The following is a 23,774-nucleotide window of genomic DNA, read 5'->3' as shown; positions in this document are numbered from 1 at the left end:
GGCTTGGGGTGTCTAAGAGGGGGAACAATGATAGAGATCGGAGGCTAGGGATGAAAGGCCCGTCTGCCATCAGGCGACGGGCTGTCGATTTTGCGCTGGCGATGGTGCCGGCTAGCGCTGGGAGAGCTGTTCTCCGCCTTGGGGGGGCGGCAGCAGGCGAAGGTTGTAGCTCACGGCCTGCTCGCCCGGATCCACAATTTCCAAAGAAATATGCAATGGCGTGCGTGTGGGCATGATGCCCATGCCGTGTAGCTCTCCTTGCAGGTATTCCTTGGGGAAAAAGCGGCGGCTGGCTACAGGGCGGCCATTCAAGGTGCTAAAGCTCAGTTCCAGTTCCGGGAAAGGTTGTGGGTACTTGGCTTCATTAAACAGGATGGCGTCAACAATCAGCGCATTGGCATAGTTCGGGTGGCTGCGAACCACTAGGTTGGTGCCGCGCACCTTGGTGATGTCGGAGCGACTCGGTAGTTGGCAGCCAAGTATCCCGCAGGCCTGTTGGTACAAGGGCCGCCATTGTGGGCTGCGAGCCAGATCGTCGAAGTTGAAGAAGGTGTACTGGCCAATCAATGTCACTAAGGCGATCCCCGAGAGGGACGTCCATTTAATCAGCTCGCCCCAGTCCCGCTGCTGGCGGAAATGAGTGTGGCGTTCGTGAACCGGTTTGCCCGAGGAGCTTGGTTTTTCATAATGGTCATCAGCAAACAGATCCAGCCCGACAAATAGGCTGTTATCGTCGTCTTCTGATAGAGACGGTGACTGTTCGCTGGTTTTTGTGCTGGGAGCGTTAGGTGTCTGCTGCTTTGGTGGCGGTGAGTGGCTGGCGGCTGTCCCGGGTGATGGAGGGGCTCCATACGTGGTATTGGCAGCAGCTGGCTCGTCTTCTTCCAATTCTTGCAGTAGGGCTTCGGCCCAGGATTCATCCGCATTTTCATGGTGGTTGGCGCGGCCTGCGCCTTGCATGTCGGTGAAATCTTCGCCTAGTCCGAGGTCGGTGTCCTCTACATCTACATTCATGAATGAGTCACTGAGCTCCATCCCGTGAATGCTCAGGCTCTCGGCATCGTCATCGTCATCGGCTAATGTCTGAGTATTTTTGGGCAGGTTGTTGTCAACGTCGGCCCCGTCCAGCGCGCCAGCCCAGCGATTTTTTTGGGGCTGCTGCTGGGCGTCGGCAGGATCGATCAGGTAATCGCTGGCCTGAAAAATCTGCAAGCATGAGCCGCACCGAACCGCACCGCGCGCCTGTTTCAAATGTTCATCGGTGATCTTGAACTGGGCTGCACAATGGGGGCAGCGGGTTTTGTATTGGCTGGCCATGGCTTTCGCCTGAATTGTTATTGGAGGAAGAGAGGTGGCACGTTGCACGCTTTGGGGTTCGGGCAACGAAGCAATCCGAGCATCGCATGCAGATGATTTAGGTATGTTTTACAGAAAAAGCAGGACAAGCCGCAAGGACTTGTCACTCAGTTTCTTTTGAAAGTCTGGTTTTAGCGGGCCCGCCGTACCCCGTCGATGCGCACCCAGTCACCTTGTTGGGTGGTGGGGTTGAGTTCAAACCAAGGCTCGTAGGCAGTGCGTACGCTATCTGCTTGTTCAGCAAGAATGCCAGACAGGGCCAGTTTGCCGCCGGCCCGGCAGTAACGGGCTAGTAACTCGGAGAGCTCAACCAGCGGCCCGGCGAGTATGTTGGCCACCAGAATGTCACACTGATAATCTTGGGGCATTTGTTCGGGCAGGAACAGGGTTAGAGATTCGGCTACGCCATTGTTGTGGGCATTGTCATGACTGGCGATCAACGCTTGAGGGTCAATATCGGTGCCGGTGGTATCGCCGGCGCCCAGCAGCAGAGCGGCGATGGCCAGTACTCCAGAGCCACAACCGAAGTCGAGTACGGTTTTGTTGTGCAGGTCGGTGCTATCCAGCCATTGTAGGCACAGGGCAGTGGTTTCATGGGTGCCGGTGCCGAAGGCTAGGCCTGGGTCTAGCTTCAAGTTGACCGCCGCTGGGTCCGGGGCTTCGCTCCAGCTAGGAATGATCCACAGCCGTTCACCGAATTGCATGGGTGAAAAATCATCCATCCAGGCCCGCTCCCAGGCCTGATCTTCCAAGGTTTCGTGGTGGCTGGCTTGTGCTTCTAGTCCTTGGGCTGTGAGGGCGTTAAGAATCTGCTCCGGGGTATGGTTCTGCTCGAACAGGGCGCTGACCACCGTATTCTGCCATAGCGGGCGAGTGCCCGGCGGCGGTTCGAACACAGGTTGGTCGGCACCGTCGGTGAGGGTCACGGCCACGGCACCGAGGTTTTCCAGTGCAGCCTGAAAGGCATCGGCGTGCTGTTCGGTGGTGGCAAGGTGGAGTTGAAGCCAGGCCATGTTGTCGCTTCGCTCTAGTTGAGAGTTAACCGTTAAAAGTGCGAGGGGGTAACTTTGTAGTGTCTGTAACGCAAGAGGCCGCGCCCAAACGCTGGGCGCGGCCATCAGGGGGATGGTAACCGTTAACGATAATAGCGATCAATTCACTATCAACGGCTTTTAGTGTGTCCCGAGTTTCTTTTCTAGGTGGTGAATGTCCACGCCGCCTTTAATGAAGGCCTCGTCCTTGAAGATTTTGTCGCGGTGCAGGGCAATATTGGTTTTGATGCCTTCCACGACAATTTCGTCCAGCGCATTTTTCATACGGGAGAAGGCGGTCTCGCGATTTTCCCCCCAAGTGATCAGCTTGCCGATCAGGGAGTCGTAGTATGGCGGAACAGTGTAACCACTGTAGATGTGGGAATCGACTCGTACGCCATTGCCACCGGGGGCGTGGAAGTAGGTGACTTTGCCCGGGCAGGGGGTAAACCGTACCGGGTCTTCTGCGTTGACGCGAACCTCAATGGCATGGCCCTGGAATTGTACATCGGACTGCTGGATTTGCAGGCCTTCACCGCCGGCGATACGCAATTGTTCCTTGACAATATCCACCCCGGTAACCATTTCGGTCACGGGGTGTTCTACCTGTACACGGGTATTCATTTCGATGAAGTAGAAGCCTTCATTCTCGTAGAGAAATTCGAAGGTGCCCGCACCCCGGTAATTGATTTCTTTACAGGCGTTAACGCAGCGCTCGGCGACTTCTTCTTTTAGATGCTGAGGGATTCCGGGTGCCGGAGCTTCTTCCACCACCTTCTGGTGACGGCGCTGCAAGGAGCAATCACGGTCGCCTAAGTGAATTGCATGGCCGGCACCATCGGCCAGCACTTGCACTTCCACGTGGCGTGGTTGCTGCAGGAATTTCTCCATGTAGACGGTGGCGTCGCCAAAGGCATTTTTCGCTTCGGAGCGGGTCAGGGTGATGGCGTTTAGCAGCTGTTTTGCTTCATCAACCACACGCATGCCGCGCCCGCCGCCGCCTGCTGCGGCCTTGATGATCACCGGGTAGCCGATTTGTTCGGCCATGGCCAGTGAGGCTTCATCATCGTCGCCGATGGGGCCGTTGGAGCCCGGTACGGTGGGCACACCCGCTTTTTTCATGGCTTCAATGGCGGCTACCTTATTGCCCATCAGGCGAATAGTGTCTGCCTTGGGGCCGATAAAGGTGAAGCCGGAGCGTTCTACGCTTTCAGCAAAGTCTGCATTTTCCGCCAGAAAGCCATAGCCTGGGTGAATGGCGTCGGCATCGGTCACTTCGGCGGCGCTGATCAGCGCGGGAATGTTCAAGTATGAATCGGCGGATGAAGCGGGACCAATGCACACGGCTTCGTCAGCAAGACGAACATGCATTAGATCCCGGTCCGGTTTCGAGTAAACCGCTACGGTACGAATGCCTAGCTCTTTGCAGGCGCGCAGAATCCGTAGAGCAATCTCGCCGCGGTTGGCAATGACGACCTTTTCCAGCATGGGAAGCCTCCGTTAAACGATGGAGAACAGAGGCTGGTCGAATTCAACCGGCTCGCCGTCTTCAACCAAAATGGCATCCAGAGTGCCGGACTTGTCCGCCTCAATCTGGTTCATCATCTTCATGGCTTCCACGATACACAGCACATCGCCAGCTTGAACCTTTTGGCCTACTTGGGCGAAGGCCGAGGCGCCTGGCGACGGTGAACGATAGAAGGTGCCGACCATGGGCGAGCGAACCAGGTGGCCGCTTGGAGTATTATCCTGCGCGGCGGGCGCTTCGGCTGCGGGAACAGGTGCCGGAGCGGGAGCGGGAGCCTGCGGGGCCGCATAGTAATGTGCGGGTGCTGCCGGTTGACGAGAGCCGCGACTGATGCGCACGGACTCTTCCCCTTCACAAATCTCCAGCTCTTCAATGCCGGACTCTTCCAGCAGCTCAATCAGTTTCTTGATTTTGCGAATATCCATGTTCAGTCATCCAGTTGTTCGAGAGAAGCGGTTAACGCCAGCGCATAGCCAATGGCGCCGAGGCCGCAAATAACGCCCTTGGCAATATCAGAAAAAAAGGAATGGTGGCGGAAGGTTTCCCGGGCATGCACGTTGGATAGGTGCACTTCAATAAAGGGAATGTTCACCGCTAGCAGGGCGTCACGTAGCGCCACGCTGGTATGGGTGAAAGCCGCCGGGTTGATAATAATGAAGTCGACCCCCTCGGTATGGGCATCGTGAATGCATTCGACCAGCTCATATTCTGCGTTGCTTTGCAGGTGCTGCAGGTGATGGCCGGCTTTGCTGGCCTGTTCCTGCAGTTGCTGGTTGATGTCCGCCAGGGTGGTATGGCCGTACTTGTCCGGCTCGCGTGTGCCGAGCAGGTTCAGGTTTGGGCCATGTAACACCAAAATGGAAGCCAAAATGGGTCCCCTCGCGAATTTGTCGTTATTTGCAGTGATCATGCTGGAAAAACCCAGGTTAACTTGGGTTTTCTCATACAAATGCAATATTAGGGGGAATCTATGACAGAAAAAAGGGGTTTACAACATTCGTTACAAGTTGCGGGAAGATATCGGGATATCGGCACTCTTTCAGGTTATTTGCTTAGGTGGGAGGCGCAACCGCTCGCGGTAGGAGCGTGACCCGCGGGGCGTTTGCAGCGAAGGGCGCGCGCGCGCCCCTTTCTATATTGGCGCGGCATTAAAGCCTAGGCAGGACCCGCTTGTTAAGGTGTTCAATAAACCGTTGTGGCCCCATTTCGCCGAGGACTCTTGAATCGGGAATTTCAGTGCTTATGGGGGTGAAAAACACCAGTGCCGGCAACCCAAGAATGTTGTACTGCTCCATGATGGCCTGGCTGTCGGCGTTGATTTCGGTGATATCCACCCGGTAGAGGTCAAAGCCGAGCATGGCATTAAGCACATCCGGGTGACTCAATGTGGTCTCTTCCAGGACCTTGCAAGCCACGCACCACTCAGCGAAGAAATCTACCAGCACGGGCTTGTTGGCTTGACGAGACGTGGCCAGTGCCTGCTCCAGGGAGGCCTTGCCAACGATGGTCTGCCAGGGACCATGATCGCCAGGCTGGGAGGAGGGGGCGCTAACGTGGAGGGGGCCGTTGTTCGTGGCTGGCTGATTCATCTGCGCTAACGGTTGCAGAGGGTCCTTGCCGCCACTCAAGGCGCCGACAATCATCACCGCCCCGTACAGAGCCAGTACCAGAGCCAAGCCCCGCTTGAGCCGGGCAGCGCCTTCACCGGCAGGCTCCAATGCCCCCAGCTGGATGCCATACACGGTTAACAACAAGCCATAGAGGCCCAGGGTAATAGTGTCACTGATGATGCGGTCCAGCAGCCAGATGGCGACGCCTAGCATCACTACGCCGAAGAACCGTTTGATCTCTTCCATCCACATGCCAGCACGGGGAAGCAAGCTGCCGCCACCGGTGCCAAAGATAATCAATGGTAGGCCCATGCCAATGGATAGGGCGAACAGGGAAGCCGCGCCGGTGGCCGCGTCGCCACTAGCGGCAACATAGATCAACGCGCCGGCTAGGATGGGGGTAACACAAGGGGAGACGACCAAGGCCGAAATGGTGCCCATGATGGCGGCGCCGATCAGGCTGCCGCGGGCTTCTTGGCCAGGTTGATGGAGCTTGTTACGCAAGGCCGCAGGTAGCTGCAGTTCATACAGACCAAACATGGACAGGGCCAGTACGACAAATACCGCTACTGAAGTAATGATGGCCGCGGGTTGTTGCAGCATGAATTGCAGGTTCAGGCCGGCGCCAAAAAGTGCCACCAATAAGCCTGCCAAAGTGTACGGCACGGCCATACCCAACACATAGCTGACACTGAGAGTAAAGCCCCGTGTGGCGCTGGGCTCTTTCTCGCCGGCAATGATACCGGAGAGAATGGGGACCATGGGAAACACGCAGGGGGTAAAGGCCAGCAGCAGCCCGCCCACAAAGAAGAGGCCGATGATTAAACCAAGGGGTTGTTCGTTCATCCACTGGTTGAAGGCGTTGGCGTCCTCAGACCGTAGTGTATCGAGAAAACCCGGGCCGGCGGTGGAGTCAGTGGCCGCGGGTGGCACCGCGGCCATGGGCTTTTTTGCCGGTTGCGGATTGTCGAATGCAAACACTTTGCGGGTGGGCGGGTAGCAGAGAGTATCTTCAATGCAGCCTTGATAGCGTACTTCCAGTTCGGTATCCACTAGCGGCACGCTATTCAAAGGAAGCGAGAACTTCAAACGGTCGAAATAGACTTCTACATCACCGAATATCTCGTCGGTTTTGGGCTTCCCGGGGGGCAGTATCAGTTCGGCAAAGTCGTTAATCACATTGCCGTTGGTGTCACGTAGGGTGAACCCGAAACGGTGTTGATAGAGATAAACATCATCGATCAGCTCGAAATCCAGTCGCAGTTGCTGGTTGTCCCAGTCGGCATCAGGTACTAGCTGAATGGCTTCATCCACGGTGGGCAGGCGTTCTTGGTCGCCGAATAGATCCTGCGCAATGGCTGTGGACACTGTAAATAGCATTAATAGAGCAAGCCCCAGTCGTTGCCAGCTTGTATGCATTCCTTTCTCCTCAAACCCCGAACCCAAAAATGGTGGCATCGCTTGGATGCCAGGATAGCCGATAAGTTTCAGGGCAGATTATTAACAGTGCCTTAAGGTTACTTTAAGGCGCCGGTAGGAGGCTGTGGTCTCAATATCAAGGAGAAGCCTATGCGCTTTCTACGGGTGCTTGCCCTGCTGGTCATCCCCTGGCTGGCTCATGCGGAACCGTTGCCATTTTCCCCCGAGCAGGTCGGGGAAGCAAAAGTCATTTACGTAGACTTTTGGGCCAGCTGGTGCGTGCCTTGCCGGCGCTCGTTTCCTTGGCTGAATCGGATGCAGGCGAAATATGGAGATCGTGGGTTCACCATCATCGGTGTGAATTTGGACCTGCGCAAAGAGGATGCAGAGAAGTTTCTGGCCAATTACCCGGCCACTTTCCCGTTGGTGTTTGACCCACAAGGGGAGCTGGCAAGCCGCTATCAGCTTCAAGGGATGCCCAGTGCCGTGCTGATGGATGAGCGCGGGAACGCGCTAGCCCGTCATATCGGTTTTATGGAAACAAATAAGGACGCCTACGAGCAAGAAATCGTCCAGCTGCTGGAGGAGCAATGATGAAATTTGCGTTGGGAATACCCGTGTTTCTGATCACTGTGGGCTGTGTGTCCGGGTGCCAGAACCTGGGGGTGCAACCCTGGGAGCGTGATTTGTTGGCCAAACCAGTAATGACGATGGGTGCTGCGGATGGTCTCGATGATGCGCTGGATGATCACATCTATTTTAGCAAGGAAGCCTCCAGCGGTGGGCGTGGATTTGGTGGCGGTGGCTGTGGCTGTAATTGAGGAAGGCGTAATGAAAAAAAAACTGGATGGGAAGACGATTGGGAGTGGCCTGGCCGCTGCGACCTGTGCTCTGCTGGGCCAGCCGGTACAGGCACAGCCCGCAGATGATGCCTGGCAATTTGATTCCGCCGTGTTGTATTACGCGGAGCAAGATCGTGTCACGGCGGTGGAGCCAGTGGTTCGCGGCAAGAAACAGTTTGGTGATGACAGCGAGCTTGAACTGAAACTGACGCTGGATTCGTTAACTGGTGCATCCCATAACGGGGCGATCAAATCGGATAAGCCGCAGACGTTTACTTCCCCGTCTGGTTCACAGGAATATCAGGCCACCAATGAGGTGCCGTTGGATGACTCCTTCAAGGACACGCGTGTTGCCGCAAACATGCAGTATACCCGTCCATTTAGCCGGACTATGCGATGGACGGCGGGGATGAATTTCTCCAATGAATATGATTTTACTTCTTTGGGCTTAAATGCTGGACTCTTATGGGATTTGAACAATAAAAACACCACGCTCACATTCGGCCTAGCCCATGAGGCGGACACCATAGACCCGGTGGGCGGTGTACCGATTGGTTTGACGTTCCAGAGTAATCAACAAAAAAGTGACGGCACTGAAGATCGAACTATAAATGATCTGTTGTTTGGGATTACCCAGGTGATCAACCGTAACTGGCTGATGCAACTCAATTACAGCGTGTCGATATCGGACGGTTACCAGACAGACCCTTACAAGATTGTCACGGTAGTAGATGCTAATGGGGATCCGCTGGAAGCGGAAAGCTTTGGTGCAGCAGATATTGGCGTGGGTGATGCCCATATTTTCGAGTTGCGCCCCGATTCGCGCACCAAGAATGCGCTTTACTGGGAGAACCGTTATCACTTCAACCGCGATGTGTTGGCGGTGGGGTATCGTTTTATGTCTGACGACTGGGGCATTACATCACATACTCTGGATGTGAAATATCGCTTTCAGTTTGACAATGGCTGGTTTCTGCAACCCCATGTGCGTTGGTATGAGCAGGGCGAAGCTGATTTTTACCGTGAATCGGTTAGCGCTGCAGATCTGAATACGTTGGATGAAGTATCGGCGGATTACCGGCTGGGGAATCTCACTGATACCACCTATGGCGTCAAGCTTGGCAAGCAATGGAAAAACAACCAGCAATGGAGTTTCCGGGTAGAAAGTTTCCAGCAGAGCGGCGACAGTGATGCTTCGGAACTCGATGCACTGATCACGCAGGTCGGGTATACATTCTACTGGTAGTCGTTGCGGTGGAGTCTCTATGACACAGGGGAAAGCATTTACCCTGGAACAGGACGGCGCCCTTTGGCGCGGCCGTTTTTCTGCCATGGCAAGTCATTGTGAATGTTTGGTGCGCGGAGTCAGTAAAAGCCAGGCACTGGCACTGTTTGAGTGTGTGACCGAGGAGGCCTGGCGAATCGAAAGAAAATACTCCCGTTTTCGGCAAGACAATTTGATGGCGGCCATCAATGCTGGAGATGGGCGCTGGGTGGATATTGATGATGAGAGCGCCCGGTTACTGGATTTCGCCGGTCAATGTTGGCAGCTCAGTGACGGTGCTTTTGACATCACTTCGGGCGTATTACGACGTGCCTGGCACTTTGATGGTTCTAATCGGTTACCGAAACCTGAGCAGGTTGACGCCTTATTATCATTGGTGGGTTGGAACAAGGTCGAACGGCAGCCAGGAAAAATTCGCTTACAGGCGGGGATGGAACTGGATTTAGGTGGCATTGGTAAAGAATATGCAGTGGACAGTGCCTTTCAATTGGCCGGCCAATTTACCGATGCGGATGTACTGGTGAATTTTGGGGGTGACCTAGTCGCGCGTGCTGCGCAGGCACCCTGGCAGGTGGGTATGGAGGGTACAGCCAAGCCTGTTGCCGGGCAGTTGCAGTTCACCACCGGTGCGCTGGCGACTAGCGGTGATAGCCGCCGTTTTTTACTTCGTGATGGTGTCCGTTATAGCCATGTGCTGGATCCGCGCAGTGGCTGGCCGGTATCCGGTGCGCCTCGTGCTGTTACCGTATATGGGCGCCAATGTACTCAGGCTGGTCTGTTGTCTACGCTTGCTCTGCTACAGGGAAAAGACGCTGAAACCCTGTTGCGAGGGGCAGGTGTACAATATTGGATTCAATGGGGGAATGATGCGCCTATTGCTGGTTGAGAATGATGTGCTGCTAGCAGATGGCCTGCAACGTGCGCTCCGGGCTGAAGGCTATACGGTGGATCATATCGATCGGGGTGATCTGTTGATGCCGGCTCTGGAGGGCGGAGGTTTTCAACTGGTGTTGCTGGATCTGGGACTGCCCGGGCTGGATGGTATTGATGCCTTGAAAATCTTGCGGCAAAAGGACAAACAGATCCCGGTAATCATTATTAGTGCCAGAGATGCACTGGAAGACCGCATCGGGGGCTTGGATTGTGGCGCCGATGATTATCTGGTGAAACCGTTCTCCGCTGTGGAGATGATTGCGCGGATTCGTGCCCGATTACGGCGTCGTGAACCGCCTGGCTCAGAGACGCTTCATCTCGGTGAGCTGGAGATTGATCCTGTGCGTTTTATCGTCACTCGTCGCGGCGAGCTGGTAAATCTGTCGCGGCGGGAGATGAGCCTGTTGATGCAGCTGTTGCGCCATCGGGGTCGAGTTCTCACCAGAGATCAACTGGAGGGTGGGTTGTATGGCTGGAATGAGGATGTAGAAAGCAACGCACTGGAAGTCCACATACATCATTTGCGTAAAAAGTTGGGAAGCGACTTGATTCGGACTGTGCGTGGTGTCGGCTACAGCCTGCAGGGAACTATGGAATGATTTTTTCCATTCGTCGCTTTCTGGTTGTATCACTGTTGCTGGTGATCGCCGGTGGCGGGGTCTTATTGGTCTTTTTGACTTATCGCACTCTCTATCATGAGCTGGATGAACAATACGACGCAGAGCTGGTGCAAAGTGCACGTCTGCTGGCCGGTTTTTGGCGGGATGGTTATCCCCCCAATGCGTCCCTGTCAGCGCTGGACTCCGAAGAGTCTCGCTACCTACGCTATTTCATCTACCAGTTATGGCAGGACGGCAAGCTGGTTACTGCTAGTGAAGGGTCACCAATCTCACCTTTGATCGCCCTCAATCCACGTCCTCATTATGCAGAAATCAACGGCTGGCATGCTTATTCGTTGCCAATGACCAATGATCGCTGGTTGATCCTGGCGGAAAGTGATTACGCCCGTCAATCCATGGTCAGAAATGTGGCAGGAGCATTGGTGGCTCCCTACCTGATCAGTGTGCCTTTTGTTGTGTTGCTAGTATGGCTGGCCATTCGTTTTGGACTCTCGCCACTCTCCGATCTTATTCGATCCGTGAGCCAACGTTCTCCGGATAATCTGACTCCGCTCTCCACCGGTAAGCAGGTGCGTGAACTGGAACCTGTGAAGGCCGCCATCAATGAGCTCTTGCTGCGACTGGAGGCGGGTATGGAGCGTGAAAAGCGTTTTACGGCAGATGCTGCGCATGAATTGCGAACATTATTGATGGTGTTGCGGCTGCATGCAGATAACGCTCGCTCACTGCCGGATCCGCAGCAGCGCGAAGAGTCCCTACAAAGGCTGCAGGAGGCAGTGGGTCGTGCCGAACGGATGCTCGAACAATTGCTGGTGCTGGCGCGTTTGGACCCTGCCATGGGGCCGCCGAAAAAGAATGCTCGTGCTGATATTCTGCCGGTGGCACGGGATACCCTGGCGTCACTGGTGCCGCTAGGCGATCGTTTTGAGCAGCATCTGGAATTGCGCCTTGATCATTCTCTATGGGTTGCTGTCCCCGAGGAAGCTCTGCATCTGGTGTTACGGAACTTGGTCGATAATGCTTGCCGCTATACCCCCCCGGGGGTTATCGGAGTGAACGCTGAGAAAAGAGAAGGTCAAATCCGTATCGAGGTCTACGATAGCGGTGAAGGGCTGAGGCTAGAGCAGTGGCAGCGCTACAGTGAACGCTTCAGCCGCGGGCATTGCGATTCAGATGGCGCGGGATTGGGTCTATCTATTGTCAATGGCATCCTCAGCCTTTATGGCGGTAGCTTGGCTTATCGCAAACGGTGTGCGAGCTCTCCTGCAGCTGCTATTGTTGTTCTCCCTGCCGCTAATGAAGAGCCTACGCTGTCGTAGTGGTGTGCCGATGTTGGGAGTGATAATGAGTAACGATAAATTTAATGAAAAACTGGGGGATGCCATGCTGGACCCCCGTAATAACCGAATATGGAAAGGGGTGCTTTGGTTGCTCGGCTTGTTGCTACTGGTGGATATTTTGCTTGGTTGGTACTGGAGCCAAGAGCCGGAGCTGAAGAAGGTAACGCCGAAAGCGGATGTGGTTCGGGGTGAAACTACCACTCGAGAGCTGATTTTCGTGGCCGATACACTCTTGTCTAAGCCTGGCGGCTACCTGACCAATGACATCCTTCCGCACCGCCTGTGGCTGGATAATATGCCAGCCTGGGAATATGGCGTGCTGGTACAGGTGCGTGATTTTAGCCGCGTATTACGCCGGGATATGAGCCGTTCCCAGTCCCAGAGTCAGGAAGACAAGGACCTGGCTATTGCTGAGCCTCAATTCAATTTTGATGCGCAAAGCTGGGCCATGCCGGCCACTGAAAGTGAGTATCGCCGGGGCATCAAGGCGCTAGAGCGTTACTTGGATCGCCTCACAGATGCCAATGAAAATGACGGTAAATTCTATGCCCGGGCGGATAACCTGAATTATTGGCTGAACGAGGTGCAAAATCGGCTAGGGTCCTTGAGCTTGACGCTAAGCCAGAGTGTTGGTCGCAGCCAGCTCAATGTTGACAAGGACGGCACCATCGTAGCGGCCAAGCCTGAGAAAGACGAAGATTTTATTAAAACCCCTTGGTTAGACATTGATGATGCCTTTTACGAAGCGCGGGGTGCGACCTGGGCACTAACCCAGTTAATGCGTGGTGCGGAAGTGGATTTCGCGGATGTGCTTCGTAAGAAAAATGCGACCATCAGTTTCCGGCAAATGGTTCGTGAGCTTGAGGCTACCCAAGAAACTATATGGAGCCCTTTGATTCTTAATGGTGATGGTTTTGGCATGTTAGCTAACCATTCTCTAGTGATGGCGAACTATGTATCACGGGCCAATGCTGCCTTGATCGACCTGCGTAAGTTGTTGCAGGAAGGCTAAGAAGAATCGAGATTTAATAATGGGATAATTGAAGTGACGTGAAGATTGTTGTTGCCATTACGCAACGTAGAGGCCGCGCCCAAAGAGCTGGGCGCGGCCTCTTTATTTCTGCCATCAGCAATGACTGATACATTGCCTATTTAAGATAAATAGAATTCGCTCCATGATTTTTTCTCCTGATTAAGCCTCTCTTAAGCTCTTACTTTTAGCCTTCCTGTTGAGCCTGTTAATTGGTCAGAGGAGGCAGTGTGACCCTTACTTTTATTGCTCCGTCATGGCACAGCGTGTTAGCTCGCAATGCCTTGACGGAATTTGATGCCATGTGGTCGTTGCCCTGTGACTGGGTGGAGGCGCCGAATTATCGTCGTGGAGGCTGGAGTGGCGTGACCCGCCATCAGCTTGATACCGGGCAGTGGGTTTATGTAAAGCGTCAACAGAATCAACGTCGCCGCCTGCCCCAACAGTTTTGGCAGAAGCGCCCTACGTATTTCCACGAATTTTTGGCGTTACAGCGCCTAAAATCTGCGGCTATTCCGGTGGTGGATTGTCTTTATTATGGCGAACGAGCTGATGCTGCAATATTGGTGACTCTAGCGCCACCGGATTATATCGATTTGGCAGTATTCGCTCGCAAGCATAACGCTACGCAACTGACTATCGTTATGATGCGCTTGTTGCGTGTGCTGCGCCGGTTGCACCGTCAGCGCTGGCAGCATGGCGCCTGTTACCCGGCTCATGTGTTGGTACATCCGGTAACGTTGAAGATCATGCTGCTAGATCTTGAGCGCTTCCGTAAGCGCTTGAGTATGGGCGCTGCTGCCCGTTCGGATTTTTCTCAATTGCTGCGTCGCAGCGATTTTCTTACCCCAGCCATTCGAGCTCATTTGCATGAGCTGTATGAGAGTGCTGGACGCCGGAATGCCCCTGTTTTTTCATTACCAAGAGACCCTCGAAATGTCTGATGATGTTGCTGTTATATCCCGTGATCGGGTCAAGATGGATGAACAAGCCGTTCTAAAATATGCCAACAGAAAACCGGGCAAGCATGCTGCTGAAATGGCTCTGGTAGAGCGTTCTATGCCGGAGCTTCCTGCCGGGGCTTGTGTGCTGGATGCTCCTTGCGGTGCGGGACGCCTTAGCCTCTGGATGGTCCAGCAGGGCTGGCAGGTGTCAGCTATAGATATGGGGGCGGCGGCCGTAGATTTTACCCGGCAATTGCTTATCGATAATGGTTTTTCAGTTGAGGTAAAAGAAGGCGATATTTTTTCCATGCCTTGGGAGCGAAGAGCATTCAAATTGGTGGTCTGTTTTCGCTTGATCCATCACTTTTCAGATGCCAGGGTTCGTGAAAAGTTATTGCGGGAACTGGCTCGGGTGAGTGACCAGCACTTATTGATTTCCTATCTGTCTCCTTGGTCGTATACAGGAGTGAAACGCTGGTTAAAATATCGTCTCACCGGCCATAGTAGCCGACAAAATCATACAACTCTCAGGGAGCTAAAATCCATGCTTGAGCCGTTGGGGTTTATTCTGGCAAAGGATGTGGCCCAACGACGCTTATTTCATGCCTTGCACATGGCGTACTTTGTTCGAGTGAATAATCGGTAAGTGGCAGATTTGACGCAAGCGTTCGGTTTTGTGCTAATCGGTATGTTGACTTTCCCATGAGGCTGCACCCAGAGGGTCGGGTACAGCCGTACTTTTCTTTTATGAAGCGATTCTGGAGCTCTCTTTTACGCCGCCTGGTTCGGGCAGGGTGGAGCGCCATTCTTCAATCAGCGCACTGTTGTCGTCATCCCAAGGGTGAAAGCCGGGCTTCAGGTAGGTAAACCAGGCAGGAATGATGCTGCTGATAACGCCTTTATAACCGAAACCTTTCCATAGCCCTTTGGCAAGAGTTAGGGGCTTACGGTGGATCTTGTCGCGTTTGAGCATTTGCCAAGTGAAATAACTAGAAAAGCCAATGAGATAGACTGTGCTGGAAAGGAACAGGCGCTGGCGCTCCAAATAATTACCATTCACCTCTTTGTAAAGGTCGAAGGCTACCGCTTTATGTTCGGTTTCCTCGATGGCATGCCAAACCCACAGGTCGCGTACCGCAGGGTCCATGCTTTCCACCAGATCTGGGCGACGGAGGATGGCGTCGGCAAGAATTGCCGTAAAGTGTTCAAGACCTGCAGTCGCTGCCAATTGCTGGCGTTTACTCATGTATTGGCGCGCGCCGGCCAATAGTTTGTTGGTAACGTTAAGAGCGTGGTTAACGATGTCGTCATACTTGCCGTTAGCAATCAGGTCATTGAAGGCCTGGTGCTCTAACGAATGCATGGCTTCCTGGCCAATAAACCCGGAAATATCCTTCTGACGATCCTTGTCTTGCACTTGGTCGCGAAGCGCACGAACTGAATCCACGAAGAAGCGCTCGCCGTCCGGGAAGGTCAACGACAGAACATTGAGCAGATGAGTTAGTACCGGATCGTTGTCGAACCAGTAATCATCGTGTTTGATTCCTTCGAAGGAAAATTCCATTCGACGTGGGGTAATGGGAAAGGATGGATGTGTTTTCTTTTTTACCAGCGTCAGGTTCATTGAGATCTCCTGGTGCCAATGTCAGTGATGACATGGTCGAGTCTGGAGCCGGGTAGCAGCGTATTCGCTTTGAACAGGCTCATAATGCCAACTACTATGCGGAGTCTTGCATTCAAGGTCTTGTCGCGGAGGGCCAACAAATGGTGAGTTCGGGCCGTCCTTGGGGAGGTGCGGGGGTGCCAGGTATTTATGTGGTGCTGCTGTATGACGTACTAGTGTCCCTGAACCTGGATGCCTCGGCACTGTTGGTAGGGCTTGGGGTGAGCCGTGACGAGTTGCTGGCGGTGGACCGCCGGGCGTCTATGTCACTGGCCCAAACTGTGGCGGAACGTGGCGTTGAAATGGTGGGCGAGCGAGGCTTGGGGTTTCGTTATGCTCGGGCCATGAGTATCACCTTACATGGCCCGGTGGGGCTATTGGCCCTATCCAGCGCTAGCGCCCAGGATGCACTGGATGCAGCGTGCTGTTTTTTAGGGTTACGTGCCCCCTTCCTGGAAATCCACCAGACTCGTCAATCCGGGCAGGCTCATCTTCAATTGCGCAGCACGCGACCGCTAGGTATCGCTCACGATTTTATTATTGAGGCTATGTTGGTGGGGTTGGTCTTTATGATCGAGCAGTTGCTGGAGAGCCTGCCGCAAGGATTGGAGATTCATCGATGCGGGCCTGCGCCGGCCTGGTTAATGGCATTGCGAAAAGAGGTGGGCGTGCCAGTATGCTTTGATCAAGAGGAAAATGCGTTGGTATTTCCTCTGTCGGCGCTGGAAGCTCGCCCTCGATTGGCGGACCCTCAGGTGGCGGCCATTGCTCGGCAGCAATGCGAGATGGAGTTTCGTCAGTGGCGCACCGAAGACGAGGGTGTGATGGCGAGGCGTATTCGCTCAGCCTTGCAAGACCACCCGGCGCCTTTGCCGTCGCTACAGGGGATGGCGGAGCGGCTGGCGGTATCGGCTCGTACGTTGAAGCGTCACTTGCAGCAGGCCGGGTTGAGCTATCGTCAATTGCAGGATGAAGAGCGTTATCAGCAGGCACGCCGTCTGTTGGTTCAATCAGAAAACAGCATCAGTGAAGTGGCATACCGATTGGGATATAACGATGTGGCCAATTTCTCCAAGGCATTTAAGCGTTGGAGTGGGATGACTCCGAGCGCCTATCGAGAGAAGAGGTAGGCGTCAGCCTAAGCTGAAAGGCGAGGGACGATTAGGGAAAAGGGCGTTCCGTGTTTGCGTTTGCTCTGTGCGGGCAGAGCTTATTGCATGTTGCTGCAAGAAAGGGACATAAAAAAGGCCGCGCCCAGATAATGGGTGCGGCCTTTTTTCTGCTTACCGCGAAGTTATCTCGCGTTGTCGCTTGAAGCTCACCTTACGCTTTTTCGTAAGCTTCTACAGATTTGATAATCTCGGCCTTGGCGGCTTCGGCGCCGTCCCAGCCATCAACTTTCACCCACTTGCCTGCTTCCAGCTCTTTGTAGTGCTCGAAGAAGTGCTTGATCTGGGCCAACAGCAGCTCGGGAAGGTCGTCGATGTCTTTTACGTTGTCGTAGATTTTGGTCAATTTGGTGTGCGGCACTGCAACCAGCTTGGCATCTTTACCGGCTTCGTCGGTCATGTTCAGGATACCTACCGGGCGGCAGCGAATCACGGAACCGGGGACCACTGGGTAAGGCGTTACCACCAGCACGTCCAGCGGGTCGCCATCTTCGGACAGGGTATTGGGAATGTAGCCGTAGTTGGCCGGATAGAACATGGGGGTCGCCATGAAGCGGTCTACGAATACGGCGTTGCTGTCTTTGTCGATCTCGTACTTGATCGGGTCAGCATTGGCCGGAATCTCGATGGCCACGTAGATGTCTTCGGGGAGGTCTTTCCCGGCGGGAACCTTAGCAAAATCCATGGTCTGTCCTTCTCAACAGGGTGGGTGGTGGGCGCGGATTATAGCAATGGCAGCGGACGACGGCTAATCGGGGACGGTCGAACTTGCCTATGGAATAGAAATATCCTTATTCCATAGGCAGTCGGAGGTGTGGTGATGGACAAATCGGTGCTTATTGGGCGGACTCCCAGCCCGGATAATTCCCTTGCAGCAGCTTAACGTTCTTGAAACCGGCATTTTCCAGTACGGTGGCAGCGGCGCTGGCCCGGCGGCCAGATTGGCAATACAGCACGATGTCTTCTTTGCGATACTGCTCCATCATGTCCAGGTGATGTTCCATCTGTTTGGCGGGGACCATGATGGCGCCGGGAATATGCCCGGCCAGATATTCGTCTTCATCGCGCACATCAATAATGATGGGCGCGTTGCCGTCTTGCATCCTTTGCTTGAGTTCGCTCACGGAGAGGCTGTCAGCCGCCCATAGCGAAGCACAAAGTGTGTTCAACACGGCAAAAATTGAAATGATTAGATAACGCTTCATGATTGCGGCTCCTTTCGATTTTTCCATGCTTACCTATGCTCCCAACGTTTTTCTGCGTCGTGCCGGCCCCTGCTAACGAACGGCAGGGGTGATTATAAAGAACACTTTTGGATGCACCTAGGCAAGGATTTCGTTCACGGTTCCCCGTTTTTCTTTTTGGCGTCGTTAGCGTTGTCTACGGCAATAGATTGGGAGCCGGGTATGGATAATCGTTAAGAGTGAAGAGCGAATCTGTTTCGAGGGCGCCAAAGAGAATCAGTATCAGTAACTGGAGTAAAAGTACTTGAGGTGACTCTTTGTTCTTAACAAAGAAACAAAAGTAATAATATACAATGATAAATTGTTTGCGTATTTAAAGGTAGGTGAAATGGGATAAGCTTTTTTCCCAAAAAAATTTGTAAATTGCGCATTTATAGACGTATTGATAATTGTCCCTGACATTTTTATTGAGCATATGTTCCATATGAAGGAAATAACGCGTGTTTTTCAAAGGGAACAGACTATGACGATTGAATCGTCTCATTTTGCCGGTCGTTATTGCGGCACTTGCCACCGGTTGTGCCAGCCAGCAACCAAACTATTCAGGAAACACGAGAATATCAAACGCTGCAAAGTCAGCAGCAGCAACTGGAACAGGAAAATCAGCAGCTACGAGCCGCGTTGAGTTCCAATGATCAGCAGCCGGCCTCTACATATTCTGCCAGCTCTGGCGCCCAGCTGTTGCCGCCTAATGCCCTGCCGGGACATTGTTATGCACGGGTTGTGATTCCGGAAACCTACAAAACGGAAATGCAGCGTGTAATGGTGTCTCAGGAAGACAGCAAGATTTCCACCACCCCCGCACGCTATGAAACCGTGCAAGAGAAGATCCTGGTCAGCGAAGCCTATGAGAAGCTGAAAGTCATTCCGGCTACCTATAAGACCGTGACTGAGGAAGTGTTGGTTAAAGGTGCGATTACCAAGCTGATCACTAAACCGGCGGAATATAAAACGGTTACCGAGCAAGTACTGGTCAAGCCAGCCTACACGACCTGGAAAAAAGGCCGTGGCCCTATCGAGAAACTCGATCATTCCACCGGTGAAATTATGTGTTTGGTGGAAGTGCCGGCGGAATACAAAATCATTAGCCGTAAGGAACTGGTAAAACCTGAGCGCACTGAAGAAGTTAAAATTCCTGCCGTGTACAAGACGGTCACTAAGAAAGTGGTCGATAAGCCTGCCCGGACTGAAAAAGTCACTGTGCCAGCTGTCTATAGTACGGTTGAGGTGGTCAAGCAGGTAGAGCCGCCTAAAGAGAAGAAAACAGTGATCCCCGCCGTTTACAAAGACGTGCCTAAGCAGGTCAAAGTGACGGATGCGGATATGGAATGGCGTGAAATTCTCTGTGAAACCAATACCACTCAGGATGTTGTCCGCCGCCTCCAAAAAGCGCTGGCCGCGAAAGGTTACGACCCGGTTTGGATTGATGGCGTATACGGATCCAAGACCCGAGCGGCTGTGATCGCTTACCAGAAGGATAACGATTTGGCTTCTGGTCAGCTGACCATGCAGACCCTGGATCACTTAGGTGTGAAACTGTAACGCTTTTATTTTTTAGTATTTAATCAAGGCCGGCTTTTGTCGACCTTTTTTTATGGTTTTCGTGGAGCGAAATGCTGTCGTATTCTCGCTTCTTTAATGATTCTACAATGCGTACATATTGTTCCGATTCCCATTTGGTTGTTCTTCCCTGTGTATGCAAGAGAGTGAGCAAAGCCGGTCTGCTAACGAGCGGCTGACACATCGATAAGAAAAGGTTCATCGCGGATCAGCGTGAAAATACCGGTTGTGCCTAATTGAGGGCAGCGTTGCTGGATGCCAGATGTCTGTGACCGGATGTTAAACCGACGAATCGCTGAAAGATGTCCAATAACGCTGATCTGCTGTGGGAAGTGATGCTCGCACTACGAATAGCGTCGGTGAGTTACAGGCTACTTCGCGATGCAAGCACCGCTTTCCCCTCTGTCGCTCGAGCGTTTTTCAGAGGCTCCCTAGCAGCAAATCCCCCGTGAATTTTCGGCAATGTATTAACGCCTTTGGTTTTTTCTTTTCTTTGACGGTTAGCATTGCCTGACTGTGTGAGGGGGCGTGCGGTGAAAGGACACAGCGTGTGCACCGGTGACATTTGCGCTGTAATCGTCACAATATCGCTATTGTTGGGGTGATCTGTCCCCCCTATGTTTATTGGTATCCAGGAGCCTGCCACCATGAGTGTCCATGAAATTCGCCATCCGTTGGTCCAACACAAGCTGGGGCTGTTGCGCCAGAAGAGCTTGAGCACCCGTAGTTTTCGCCAGTTGACCTCTGAGGTGGGCAGCCTGTTGACCTACGAAGCCACTAGCGACTTGGTGCTGGAGGATTATCAGGTGGATACCTGGATGGGCAAGGCGCCAGCCCAGCGCATCCGGGGTAAAAAAATCACCGTGGTGCCTATTCTCCGGGCCGGATTGGGTATGCTGGATGGAGTGCTGGGATTGATCCCCAGCGCTAAAGTGAGTGTGGTGGGGGTGTATCGGGATGAGACCACTCTGCAGCCGGTGGCCTATTTTGAGAAGCTGGCCCACGATATCGACGAGCGCACGGCGCTAGTTATCGACCCCATGCTAGCCACCGGGGGCTCCATGCTGGCTTGCATCGACATGCTAAAAAAAGCCGGTTGCACCCAGATTCGAGCTTTGGTGCTGGTGGCGGCGCCGGAAGGTATCCGTAAAGTCCAAGAAGCACACCCTGATGTGTCTCTTTACACTGCTTCGGTGGATCAGGGTTTGGATGAGGACGGTTACATTATGCCGGGCCTGGGGGATGCCGGGGACAAGATTTTCGGCACCAAGTAGCCGCTTGATGATTGCTAACAGGAGCTCCTTATGAGCCAGACCGGCGGATTCTGGAACTGGAAAACCATTCTTATTGGTGCCCAGATGCTGTTTGTGGCTTTTGGTGCGATGGTGTTAATGCCGTTGCTCACAGGGCTGGACCCCAGCGTGGCGCTATTTACCGCGGGCTTGGGCACGCTGCTGTTTCAATGGATTACTCGGCGCTCTATTCCTGTCTTTCTCGCGTCCTCTTTTGTATTTGTGGCACCCATTTCCCATGCTGTGAAACAGTGGGGGGTGCCAGCCACGATGGGGGCGCTGTTCTGCACTGCCGTGGTTTACGTGATTCTCGGAGTGTTAGTGAAATGGCGGGGCCCGGGGTTTCTGCACCGGCTGATGCCGCCGGTAGTCACCGGTCCCATCATTATGGTGATTGGGCTGAGCTTGGCACCTACTGCGGTGAACTTTGCCATGGGCATGTCCGGTAATGGTGAAATGCAGATGTTTGCGTATGGGGATGCGCTGCTCGTTTCCATGGTTTCCTTGTTGGTCACTATGTTGGTGGCGGCGCTGGGGCATGGTTTGTTCCGGCTATTACCCATTCTGTGCGGAGTAGTTTCGGGCTATCTGACGGCCCTGGCCATGGGCATGGTGGATTTTTCCGGGGTGAATCAAGCGGGCTGGTTATCGGTGCCGACCTTTATTGCTCCCACCTTTTATTGGCCCGCCATCCTGTTCATGATGCCGGTGGCACTGGCGCCGGCCATTGAGCATGTAGGAGATGTGCTGGCGATCAGTAACGTGACCGGCAAAGACTATATTCGTAAGCCTGGGCTGCATCGCACGCTCACAGGCGATGGTGTGGCCAGCATGGTGGCGGCCTTGTTCGGTGGCCCACCTAATACCACTTATTCGGAAGTTACCGGTGCGGTGATGTTGACCCGGGTGTTTAATCCGGTGGTAATGACCTGGACGGCGATCTTCGCCATCTTATTGGCCTTTATTGGCAAGTTTGGGTTGTTACTACAGAGTATCCCCACCCCAGTGATGGGCGGAATTTTGATTCTTATGTTCGGCTCCATTGCGAGTGTGGGCATGAATACCTTGATCAAGGCGCAGGTGGATCTTCATGCGCAACGTAATCTGGTCATTGTGGCGGTAACCTTGATTTTCGGCATTGGCGGCATGGTCATGGGCAACGGCGACTTCACCCTGCAGGGTATTAGCCTATGCGGGTTGGTGGCGGTGCTCCTGAATCAGGTGCTTCCCCATGCCCCCTTCATGGCCGATGATCTTCATGAAGAGCAGGAGTATGTTGATGACTTATTGGCTCACGTGCGTAAAAAAGAGCGCGATGAGCGCACATGATTCTGTTTTTATGAGGCGGTTGATCTGATGGTTGAATCGTCGAAATTAAAAGAATAGTTGTTCTGGGAAACGGTCAGGGCTGAATGGCCATTGGCCGTTAGTGAAAAGCAAAAGCCTCGCATTGCGAGGCTTTTGCTTTTTATCAAGATGCTAGTGTTTTATACCTCAAAAGCATCGTTTAACTTTTTCTCGACTGGGGCTAGTTTTAGTTTGGCAAATTGCGGCAGCCCGTTTTTGTAGGGAGGGTAGGATTCACCACCAATCAAAGGCTCTAGGTAGGCTCGGGCCGCGGGGGTAATGCCGAAACCATCTTTGCTAATGTATTTACGCGGCATTTTCTTTTCTACATTGGCCACTTTCTTTAGCGGCGCTTCGCCGATGGTCCAGCTGTATTTTTTTGTGTCCTTGCGAACCACGGTGGGCATGACTGCGTTTTTACCCGCCACGGCGAACTCAACGGCGGCGCGGCCCACTGCGTAGGCTTGCTCCACGTCAGTGGCTGATGCTATGTGGCGTGCGGCACGCTGTAAGTAATCGCTTACAGCCCAGTGGTATTTGTAGCCGAGTTCGTCTTTCACCATCTGAGCGATGACCGGAGCCACACCGCCTAGCTGTTTGTGGCCAAAGGCGTCAGTGTTACCCGCGTCGGCCAAGAACGTGCCGTCTTCATAGCGAGCCCCTTCGGACACCACAATGACGCAATAGCCCGCTTTCTTGACGGTGGCTTCCACCTTTTTCATGAAGGCCGCTTTGTCGAAGGCAATTTCCGGGAACAAGATTAGGTGCGGAGCGTCATCGGCATCCTCTTTGGCGAGCCCGGCGGAGGCGGCGATCCAGCCAGCGTGACGGCCCATGACTTCCATCACGAACACCTTGGTGGAGGTGGCGCACATGCTGGCCACGTCCAGGGCGGCCTCACGGCAGCTCACAGCGGTGTACTTGGCGACGGAACCGAAACCTGGGCTCACGTCGGTGAAGGGCAGGTCGTTGTCCACGGTTTTGGGCACGTGGATAGCCTGGATCGGGTAGCCCATTTTCTCGGAAAGCTGTGATACTTTCAGGCAGGTGTCGGCGGAATCACCACCACCGTTATAGAAGAAGTAGCCGATGTTGTGAGCCTTGAAGACTTCGATTAGACGTTCGTATTCGCGTTGGGAGGTCTTGAGGTCTTTCAGCTTATAGCGGCAAGAACCGAAGGCCCCGCCAGGGGTGTGCTTGAGCGCTTCAATGGCGCTTTTGCTTTCTTTGCTTGTATCGATCAGCTCTTCAGTGAGTGCGCCGATGATGCCATTCCGGCCGGCGTAGACTTTGCCGATCACATCCTTGTTTTCTCGTGCTGCTTCAATAACGCCGGCAGCAGAAGCATTGATGACGGCAGTAACACCGCCGGACTGAGCATAGAAAGCGTTTTTACGCGCCATGTGAGACCCCTTGATTCAATTTGTGAGCATTCTAGCGAAGGCGTCCAAAAAACACACCTGTGGTTGTCGGACCATATCGTGTCAAGGTTCAAGGTGTGCATGGGCTGGTGTTGTTGTGGGTGGGCGGATGAAACTGACAAGAGGGGCTGTGCGGCGGC

At 53.7% G+C, this 23,774-nt stretch carries 23 protein-coding genes; 13 read left to right on the top strand and 10 right to left on the bottom strand.

Annotated features, from left to right (window positions below; all coding sequences use genetic code 11):
• Positions 1 to 111: 111 nt before the first annotated feature.
• The 6 genes from Y017_RS04090 to dsbD form a co-directional block, all read right to left on the bottom strand.
• On the bottom strand, positions 112 to 1,317 hold the full coding sequence (locus Y017_RS04090; RefSeq protein WP_035459132.1) for a zinc-ribbon and DUF3426 domain-containing protein: 1,206 nt from the start codon (positions 1,315 to 1,317) through the stop codon (positions 112 to 114).
• Positions 1,318 to 1,487: 170 nt separating this feature from the next.
• The gene (gene prmA, locus Y017_RS04085; RefSeq protein ID WP_035459129.1) at positions 1,488 to 2,369 is read right to left on the bottom strand and encodes a 50S ribosomal protein L11 methyltransferase; all 882 of its coding nucleotides are present in this window, start codon (positions 2,367 to 2,369) and stop codon (positions 1,488 to 1,490) included.
• A 159-nt stretch (positions 2,370 to 2,528) separates the two neighbouring features.
• On the bottom strand, positions 2,529 to 3,875 hold the full coding sequence (gene accC / locus Y017_RS04080; protein ID WP_011589289.1) for an acetyl-CoA carboxylase biotin carboxylase subunit: 1,347 nt from the start codon (positions 3,873 to 3,875) through the stop codon (positions 2,529 to 2,531).
• 12 nt (positions 3,876 to 3,887) lie between these two features.
• Positions 3,888 to 4,340 (bottom strand): acetyl-CoA carboxylase biotin carboxyl carrier protein, encoded by a 453-nt coding sequence (gene accB, locus Y017_RS04075; RefSeq protein ID WP_011589288.1) that lies wholly within the window; start codon positions 4,338 to 4,340, stop codon positions 3,888 to 3,890.
• Positions 4,341 to 4,342: 2 nt separating this feature from the next.
• Complete coding sequence (aroQ, locus tag Y017_RS04070; RefSeq protein ID WP_035459222.1) at positions 4,343 to 4,783, bottom strand: type II 3-dehydroquinate dehydratase; 441 nt, start codon at positions 4,781 to 4,783, stop codon at positions 4,343 to 4,345.
• A 280-nt stretch (positions 4,784 to 5,063) separates the two neighbouring features.
• A complete protein-coding gene (dsbD, locus tag Y017_RS04065; RefSeq protein WP_035459127.1) occupies positions 5,064 to 6,944 on the bottom strand; it encodes a protein-disulfide reductase DsbD in 1,881 nt (626 codons plus the stop codon).
• 150 nt (positions 6,945 to 7,094) lie between these two features.
• Here dsbD and Y017_RS04060 point away from each other — a divergent pair, with 150 nt between their 5' ends.
• The 9 genes from Y017_RS04060 to Y017_RS04020 all read left to right on the top strand — a co-directional run bounded on the left by Y017_RS04060 (position 7,095) and on the right by Y017_RS04020 (position 14,584).
• Entirely contained in the window at positions 7,095 to 7,538 is a 444-nt protein-coding gene (locus tag Y017_RS04060; protein ID WP_011589285.1) for a TlpA disulfide reductase family protein, read from the top strand.
• The gene (locus tag Y017_RS04055) at positions 7,535 to 7,765 is read left to right on the top strand and encodes a DUF4266 domain-containing protein (protein ID WP_011589284.1); all 231 of its coding nucleotides are present in this window, start codon (positions 7,535 to 7,537) and stop codon (positions 7,763 to 7,765) included. The genes Y017_RS04060 and Y017_RS04055 overlap by 4 nt, the downstream gene beginning before the upstream one ends.
• Positions 7,766 to 7,775: 10 nt before the next feature.
• Positions 7,776 to 9,032: a DUF3570 domain-containing protein gene (locus Y017_RS04050; RefSeq protein ID WP_035459220.1), complete on the top strand. Its 1,257-nt coding sequence runs from the start codon at positions 7,776 to 7,778 to the stop codon at positions 9,030 to 9,032.
• 19 nt (positions 9,033 to 9,051) lie between these two features.
• Positions 9,052 to 9,957, top strand: a complete 906-nt coding sequence (locus tag Y017_RS04045; RefSeq protein WP_051428698.1) for an FAD:protein FMN transferase — start codon at positions 9,052 to 9,054, stop codon at positions 9,955 to 9,957.
• Positions 9,938 to 10,603, top strand: coding sequence for a response regulator transcription factor (locus Y017_RS04040; protein ID WP_011589280.1), 666 nt, complete (start codon positions 9,938 to 9,940; stop codon positions 10,601 to 10,603). Before Y017_RS04045 ends, Y017_RS04040 begins: the two co-directional genes overlap by 20 nt.
• Positions 10,600 to 11,943, top strand: coding sequence for an ATP-binding protein (locus Y017_RS04035; protein WP_035459126.1), 1,344 nt, complete (start codon positions 10,600 to 10,602; stop codon positions 11,941 to 11,943). The genes Y017_RS04040 and Y017_RS04035 overlap by 4 nt, the downstream gene beginning before the upstream one ends.
• Positions 11,944 to 11,968: 25 nt before the next feature.
• Entirely contained in the window at positions 11,969 to 12,976 is a 1,008-nt protein-coding gene (locus tag Y017_RS04030; RefSeq protein WP_035459123.1) for a DUF2333 family protein, read from the top strand.
• A 248-nt stretch (positions 12,977 to 13,224) separates the two neighbouring features.
• The gene (locus tag Y017_RS04025; RefSeq protein ID WP_051428697.1) at positions 13,225 to 13,938 is read left to right on the top strand and encodes a lipopolysaccharide kinase InaA family protein; all 714 of its coding nucleotides are present in this window, start codon (positions 13,225 to 13,227) and stop codon (positions 13,936 to 13,938) included.
• Complete coding sequence (locus tag Y017_RS04020; RefSeq protein ID WP_035459121.1) at positions 13,931 to 14,584, top strand: class I SAM-dependent methyltransferase; 654 nt, start codon at positions 13,931 to 13,933, stop codon at positions 14,582 to 14,584. Before Y017_RS04025 ends, Y017_RS04020 begins: the two co-directional genes overlap by 8 nt.
• 99 nt (positions 14,585 to 14,683) lie before the next feature.
• On the opposite strand, the gene Y017_RS04015 is transcribed toward Y017_RS04020, so the two are convergent.
• The gene (locus tag Y017_RS04015; RefSeq protein WP_035459118.1) at positions 14,684 to 15,562 is read right to left on the bottom strand and encodes a metal-dependent hydrolase; all 879 of its coding nucleotides are present in this window, start codon (positions 15,560 to 15,562) and stop codon (positions 14,684 to 14,686) included.
• 176 nt (positions 15,563 to 15,738) lie between these two features.
• On the opposite strand from Y017_RS04015, the gene Y017_RS04010 reads away from it, so the two are divergent.
• The gene (locus Y017_RS04010; RefSeq protein WP_231483389.1) at positions 15,739 to 16,731 is read left to right on the top strand and encodes an AraC family transcriptional regulator; all 993 of its coding nucleotides are present in this window, start codon (positions 15,739 to 15,741) and stop codon (positions 16,729 to 16,731) included.
• A gap of 193 nt (positions 16,732 to 16,924) precedes the next feature.
• On the opposite strand, the gene ppa is transcribed toward Y017_RS04010, so the two are convergent.
• Complete coding sequence (gene ppa / locus Y017_RS04005; RefSeq protein ID WP_035459114.1) at positions 16,925 to 17,455, bottom strand: inorganic diphosphatase; 531 nt, start codon at positions 17,453 to 17,455, stop codon at positions 16,925 to 16,927.
• A gap of 151 nt (positions 17,456 to 17,606) precedes the next feature.
• Positions 17,607 to 17,975 carry a rhodanese-like domain-containing protein gene (locus tag Y017_RS04000; RefSeq protein WP_011589272.1) on the bottom strand — a complete coding sequence of 123 codons (369 nt, stop codon included), beginning with the start codon at positions 17,973 to 17,975 and terminating at the stop codon, positions 17,607 to 17,609.
• Between the two features lie 558 nt (positions 17,976 to 18,533).
• Between Y017_RS04000 and Y017_RS03995 the strand changes: the two genes are divergently transcribed.
• From Y017_RS03995 to Y017_RS03985, 3 genes are all read left to right on the top strand, one after another.
• Complete coding sequence (locus tag Y017_RS03995; RefSeq protein ID WP_231483388.1) at positions 18,534 to 19,556, top strand: peptidoglycan-binding protein; 1,023 nt, start codon at positions 18,534 to 18,536, stop codon at positions 19,554 to 19,556.
• 665 nt (positions 19,557 to 20,221) lie between these two features.
• Entirely contained in the window at positions 20,222 to 20,848 is a 627-nt protein-coding gene (gene upp, locus Y017_RS03990) for a uracil phosphoribosyltransferase (protein WP_035459112.1), read from the top strand.
• 30 nt (positions 20,849 to 20,878) lie between these two features.
• A complete protein-coding gene (locus tag Y017_RS03985; protein ID WP_011589269.1) occupies positions 20,879 to 22,195 on the top strand; it encodes a uracil-xanthine permease family protein in 1,317 nt (438 codons plus the stop codon).
• A gap of 158 nt (positions 22,196 to 22,353) precedes the next feature.
• Here the strand turns inward: Y017_RS03985 and Y017_RS03980 are convergent, their stop codons facing one another.
• A complete protein-coding gene (locus tag Y017_RS03980) occupies positions 22,354 to 23,616 on the bottom strand; it encodes a 6-phosphofructokinase (protein WP_011589268.1) in 1,263 nt (420 codons plus the stop codon).
• Positions 23,617 to 23,774: the final 158 nt, after the last annotated feature.

The organism is Alcanivorax sp. 97CO-5 (assembly GCF_000524665.1).
Lineage (GTDB): Bacteria > Pseudomonadota > Gammaproteobacteria > Pseudomonadales > Alcanivoracaceae > Alcanivorax > Alcanivorax borkumensis.
The sequence above is the reverse complement of the archived record's forward strand: the minus strand, read 5'-3'. Positions and strand labels throughout refer to the sequence as shown.

Excerpts from the sequence above, each read along its gene's own strand:
- Y017_RS04090 (WP_035459132.1), bottom strand. The coding sequence starts at position 1,317 with ATGGCCAGCCAATACAAAACCCGCTGCCCCCATTGTGCAGCCCAGTTC.
- prmA (WP_035459129.1), bottom strand. The coding sequence starts at position 2,369 with ATGGCCTGGCTTCAACTCCACCTTGCCACCACCGAACAGCACGCCGAT.
- accC (WP_011589289.1), bottom strand. The coding sequence starts at position 3,875 with ATGCTGGAAAAGGTCGTCATTGCCAACCGCGGCGAGATTGCTCTACGG.
- accB (WP_011589288.1), bottom strand. The coding sequence starts at position 4,340 with ATGGATATTCGCAAAATCAAGAAACTGATTGAGCTGCTGGAAGAGTCC.
- dsbD (WP_035459127.1), bottom strand. The coding sequence starts at position 6,944 with ATGCATACAAGCTGGCAACGACTGGGGCTTGCTCTATTAATGCTATTT.
- Y017_RS04060 (WP_011589285.1), top strand. The coding sequence starts at position 7,095 with ATGCGCTTTCTACGGGTGCTTGCCCTGCTGGTCATCCCCTGGCTGGCT.
- Y017_RS04055 (WP_011589284.1), top strand. The coding sequence starts at position 7,535 with ATGATGAAATTTGCGTTGGGAATACCCGTGTTTCTGATCACTGTGGGC.
- Y017_RS04050 (WP_035459220.1), top strand. The coding sequence starts at position 7,776 with ATGAAAAAAAAACTGGATGGGAAGACGATTGGGAGTGGCCTGGCCGCT.
- Y017_RS04045 (WP_051428698.1), top strand. The coding sequence starts at position 9,052 with ATGACACAGGGGAAAGCATTTACCCTGGAACAGGACGGCGCCCTTTGG.
- Y017_RS04040 (WP_011589280.1), top strand. The coding sequence starts at position 9,938 with ATGCGCCTATTGCTGGTTGAGAATGATGTGCTGCTAGCAGATGGCCTG.
- Y017_RS04035 (WP_035459126.1), top strand. The coding sequence starts at position 10,600 with ATGATTTTTTCCATTCGTCGCTTTCTGGTTGTATCACTGTTGCTGGTG.
- Y017_RS04030 (WP_035459123.1), top strand. The coding sequence starts at position 11,969 with ATGAGTAACGATAAATTTAATGAAAAACTGGGGGATGCCATGCTGGAC.
- Y017_RS04020 (WP_035459121.1), top strand. The coding sequence starts at position 13,931 with ATGTCTGATGATGTTGCTGTTATATCCCGTGATCGGGTCAAGATGGAT.
- Y017_RS04015 (WP_035459118.1), bottom strand. The coding sequence starts at position 15,562 with ATGAACCTGACGCTGGTAAAAAAGAAAACACATCCATCCTTTCCCATT.
- ppa (WP_035459114.1), bottom strand. The coding sequence starts at position 17,455 with ATGGATTTTGCTAAGGTTCCCGCCGGGAAAGACCTCCCCGAAGACATC.
- Y017_RS04000 (WP_011589272.1), bottom strand. The coding sequence starts at position 17,975 with ATGAAGCGTTATCTAATCATTTCAATTTTTGCCGTGTTGAACACACTT.
- upp (WP_035459112.1), top strand. The coding sequence starts at position 20,222 with ATGAGTGTCCATGAAATTCGCCATCCGTTGGTCCAACACAAGCTGGGG.
- Y017_RS03985 (WP_011589269.1), top strand. The coding sequence starts at position 20,879 with ATGAGCCAGACCGGCGGATTCTGGAACTGGAAAACCATTCTTATTGGT.
- Y017_RS03980 (WP_011589268.1), bottom strand. The coding sequence starts at position 23,616 with ATGGCGCGTAAAAACGCTTTCTATGCTCAGTCCGGCGGTGTTACTGCC.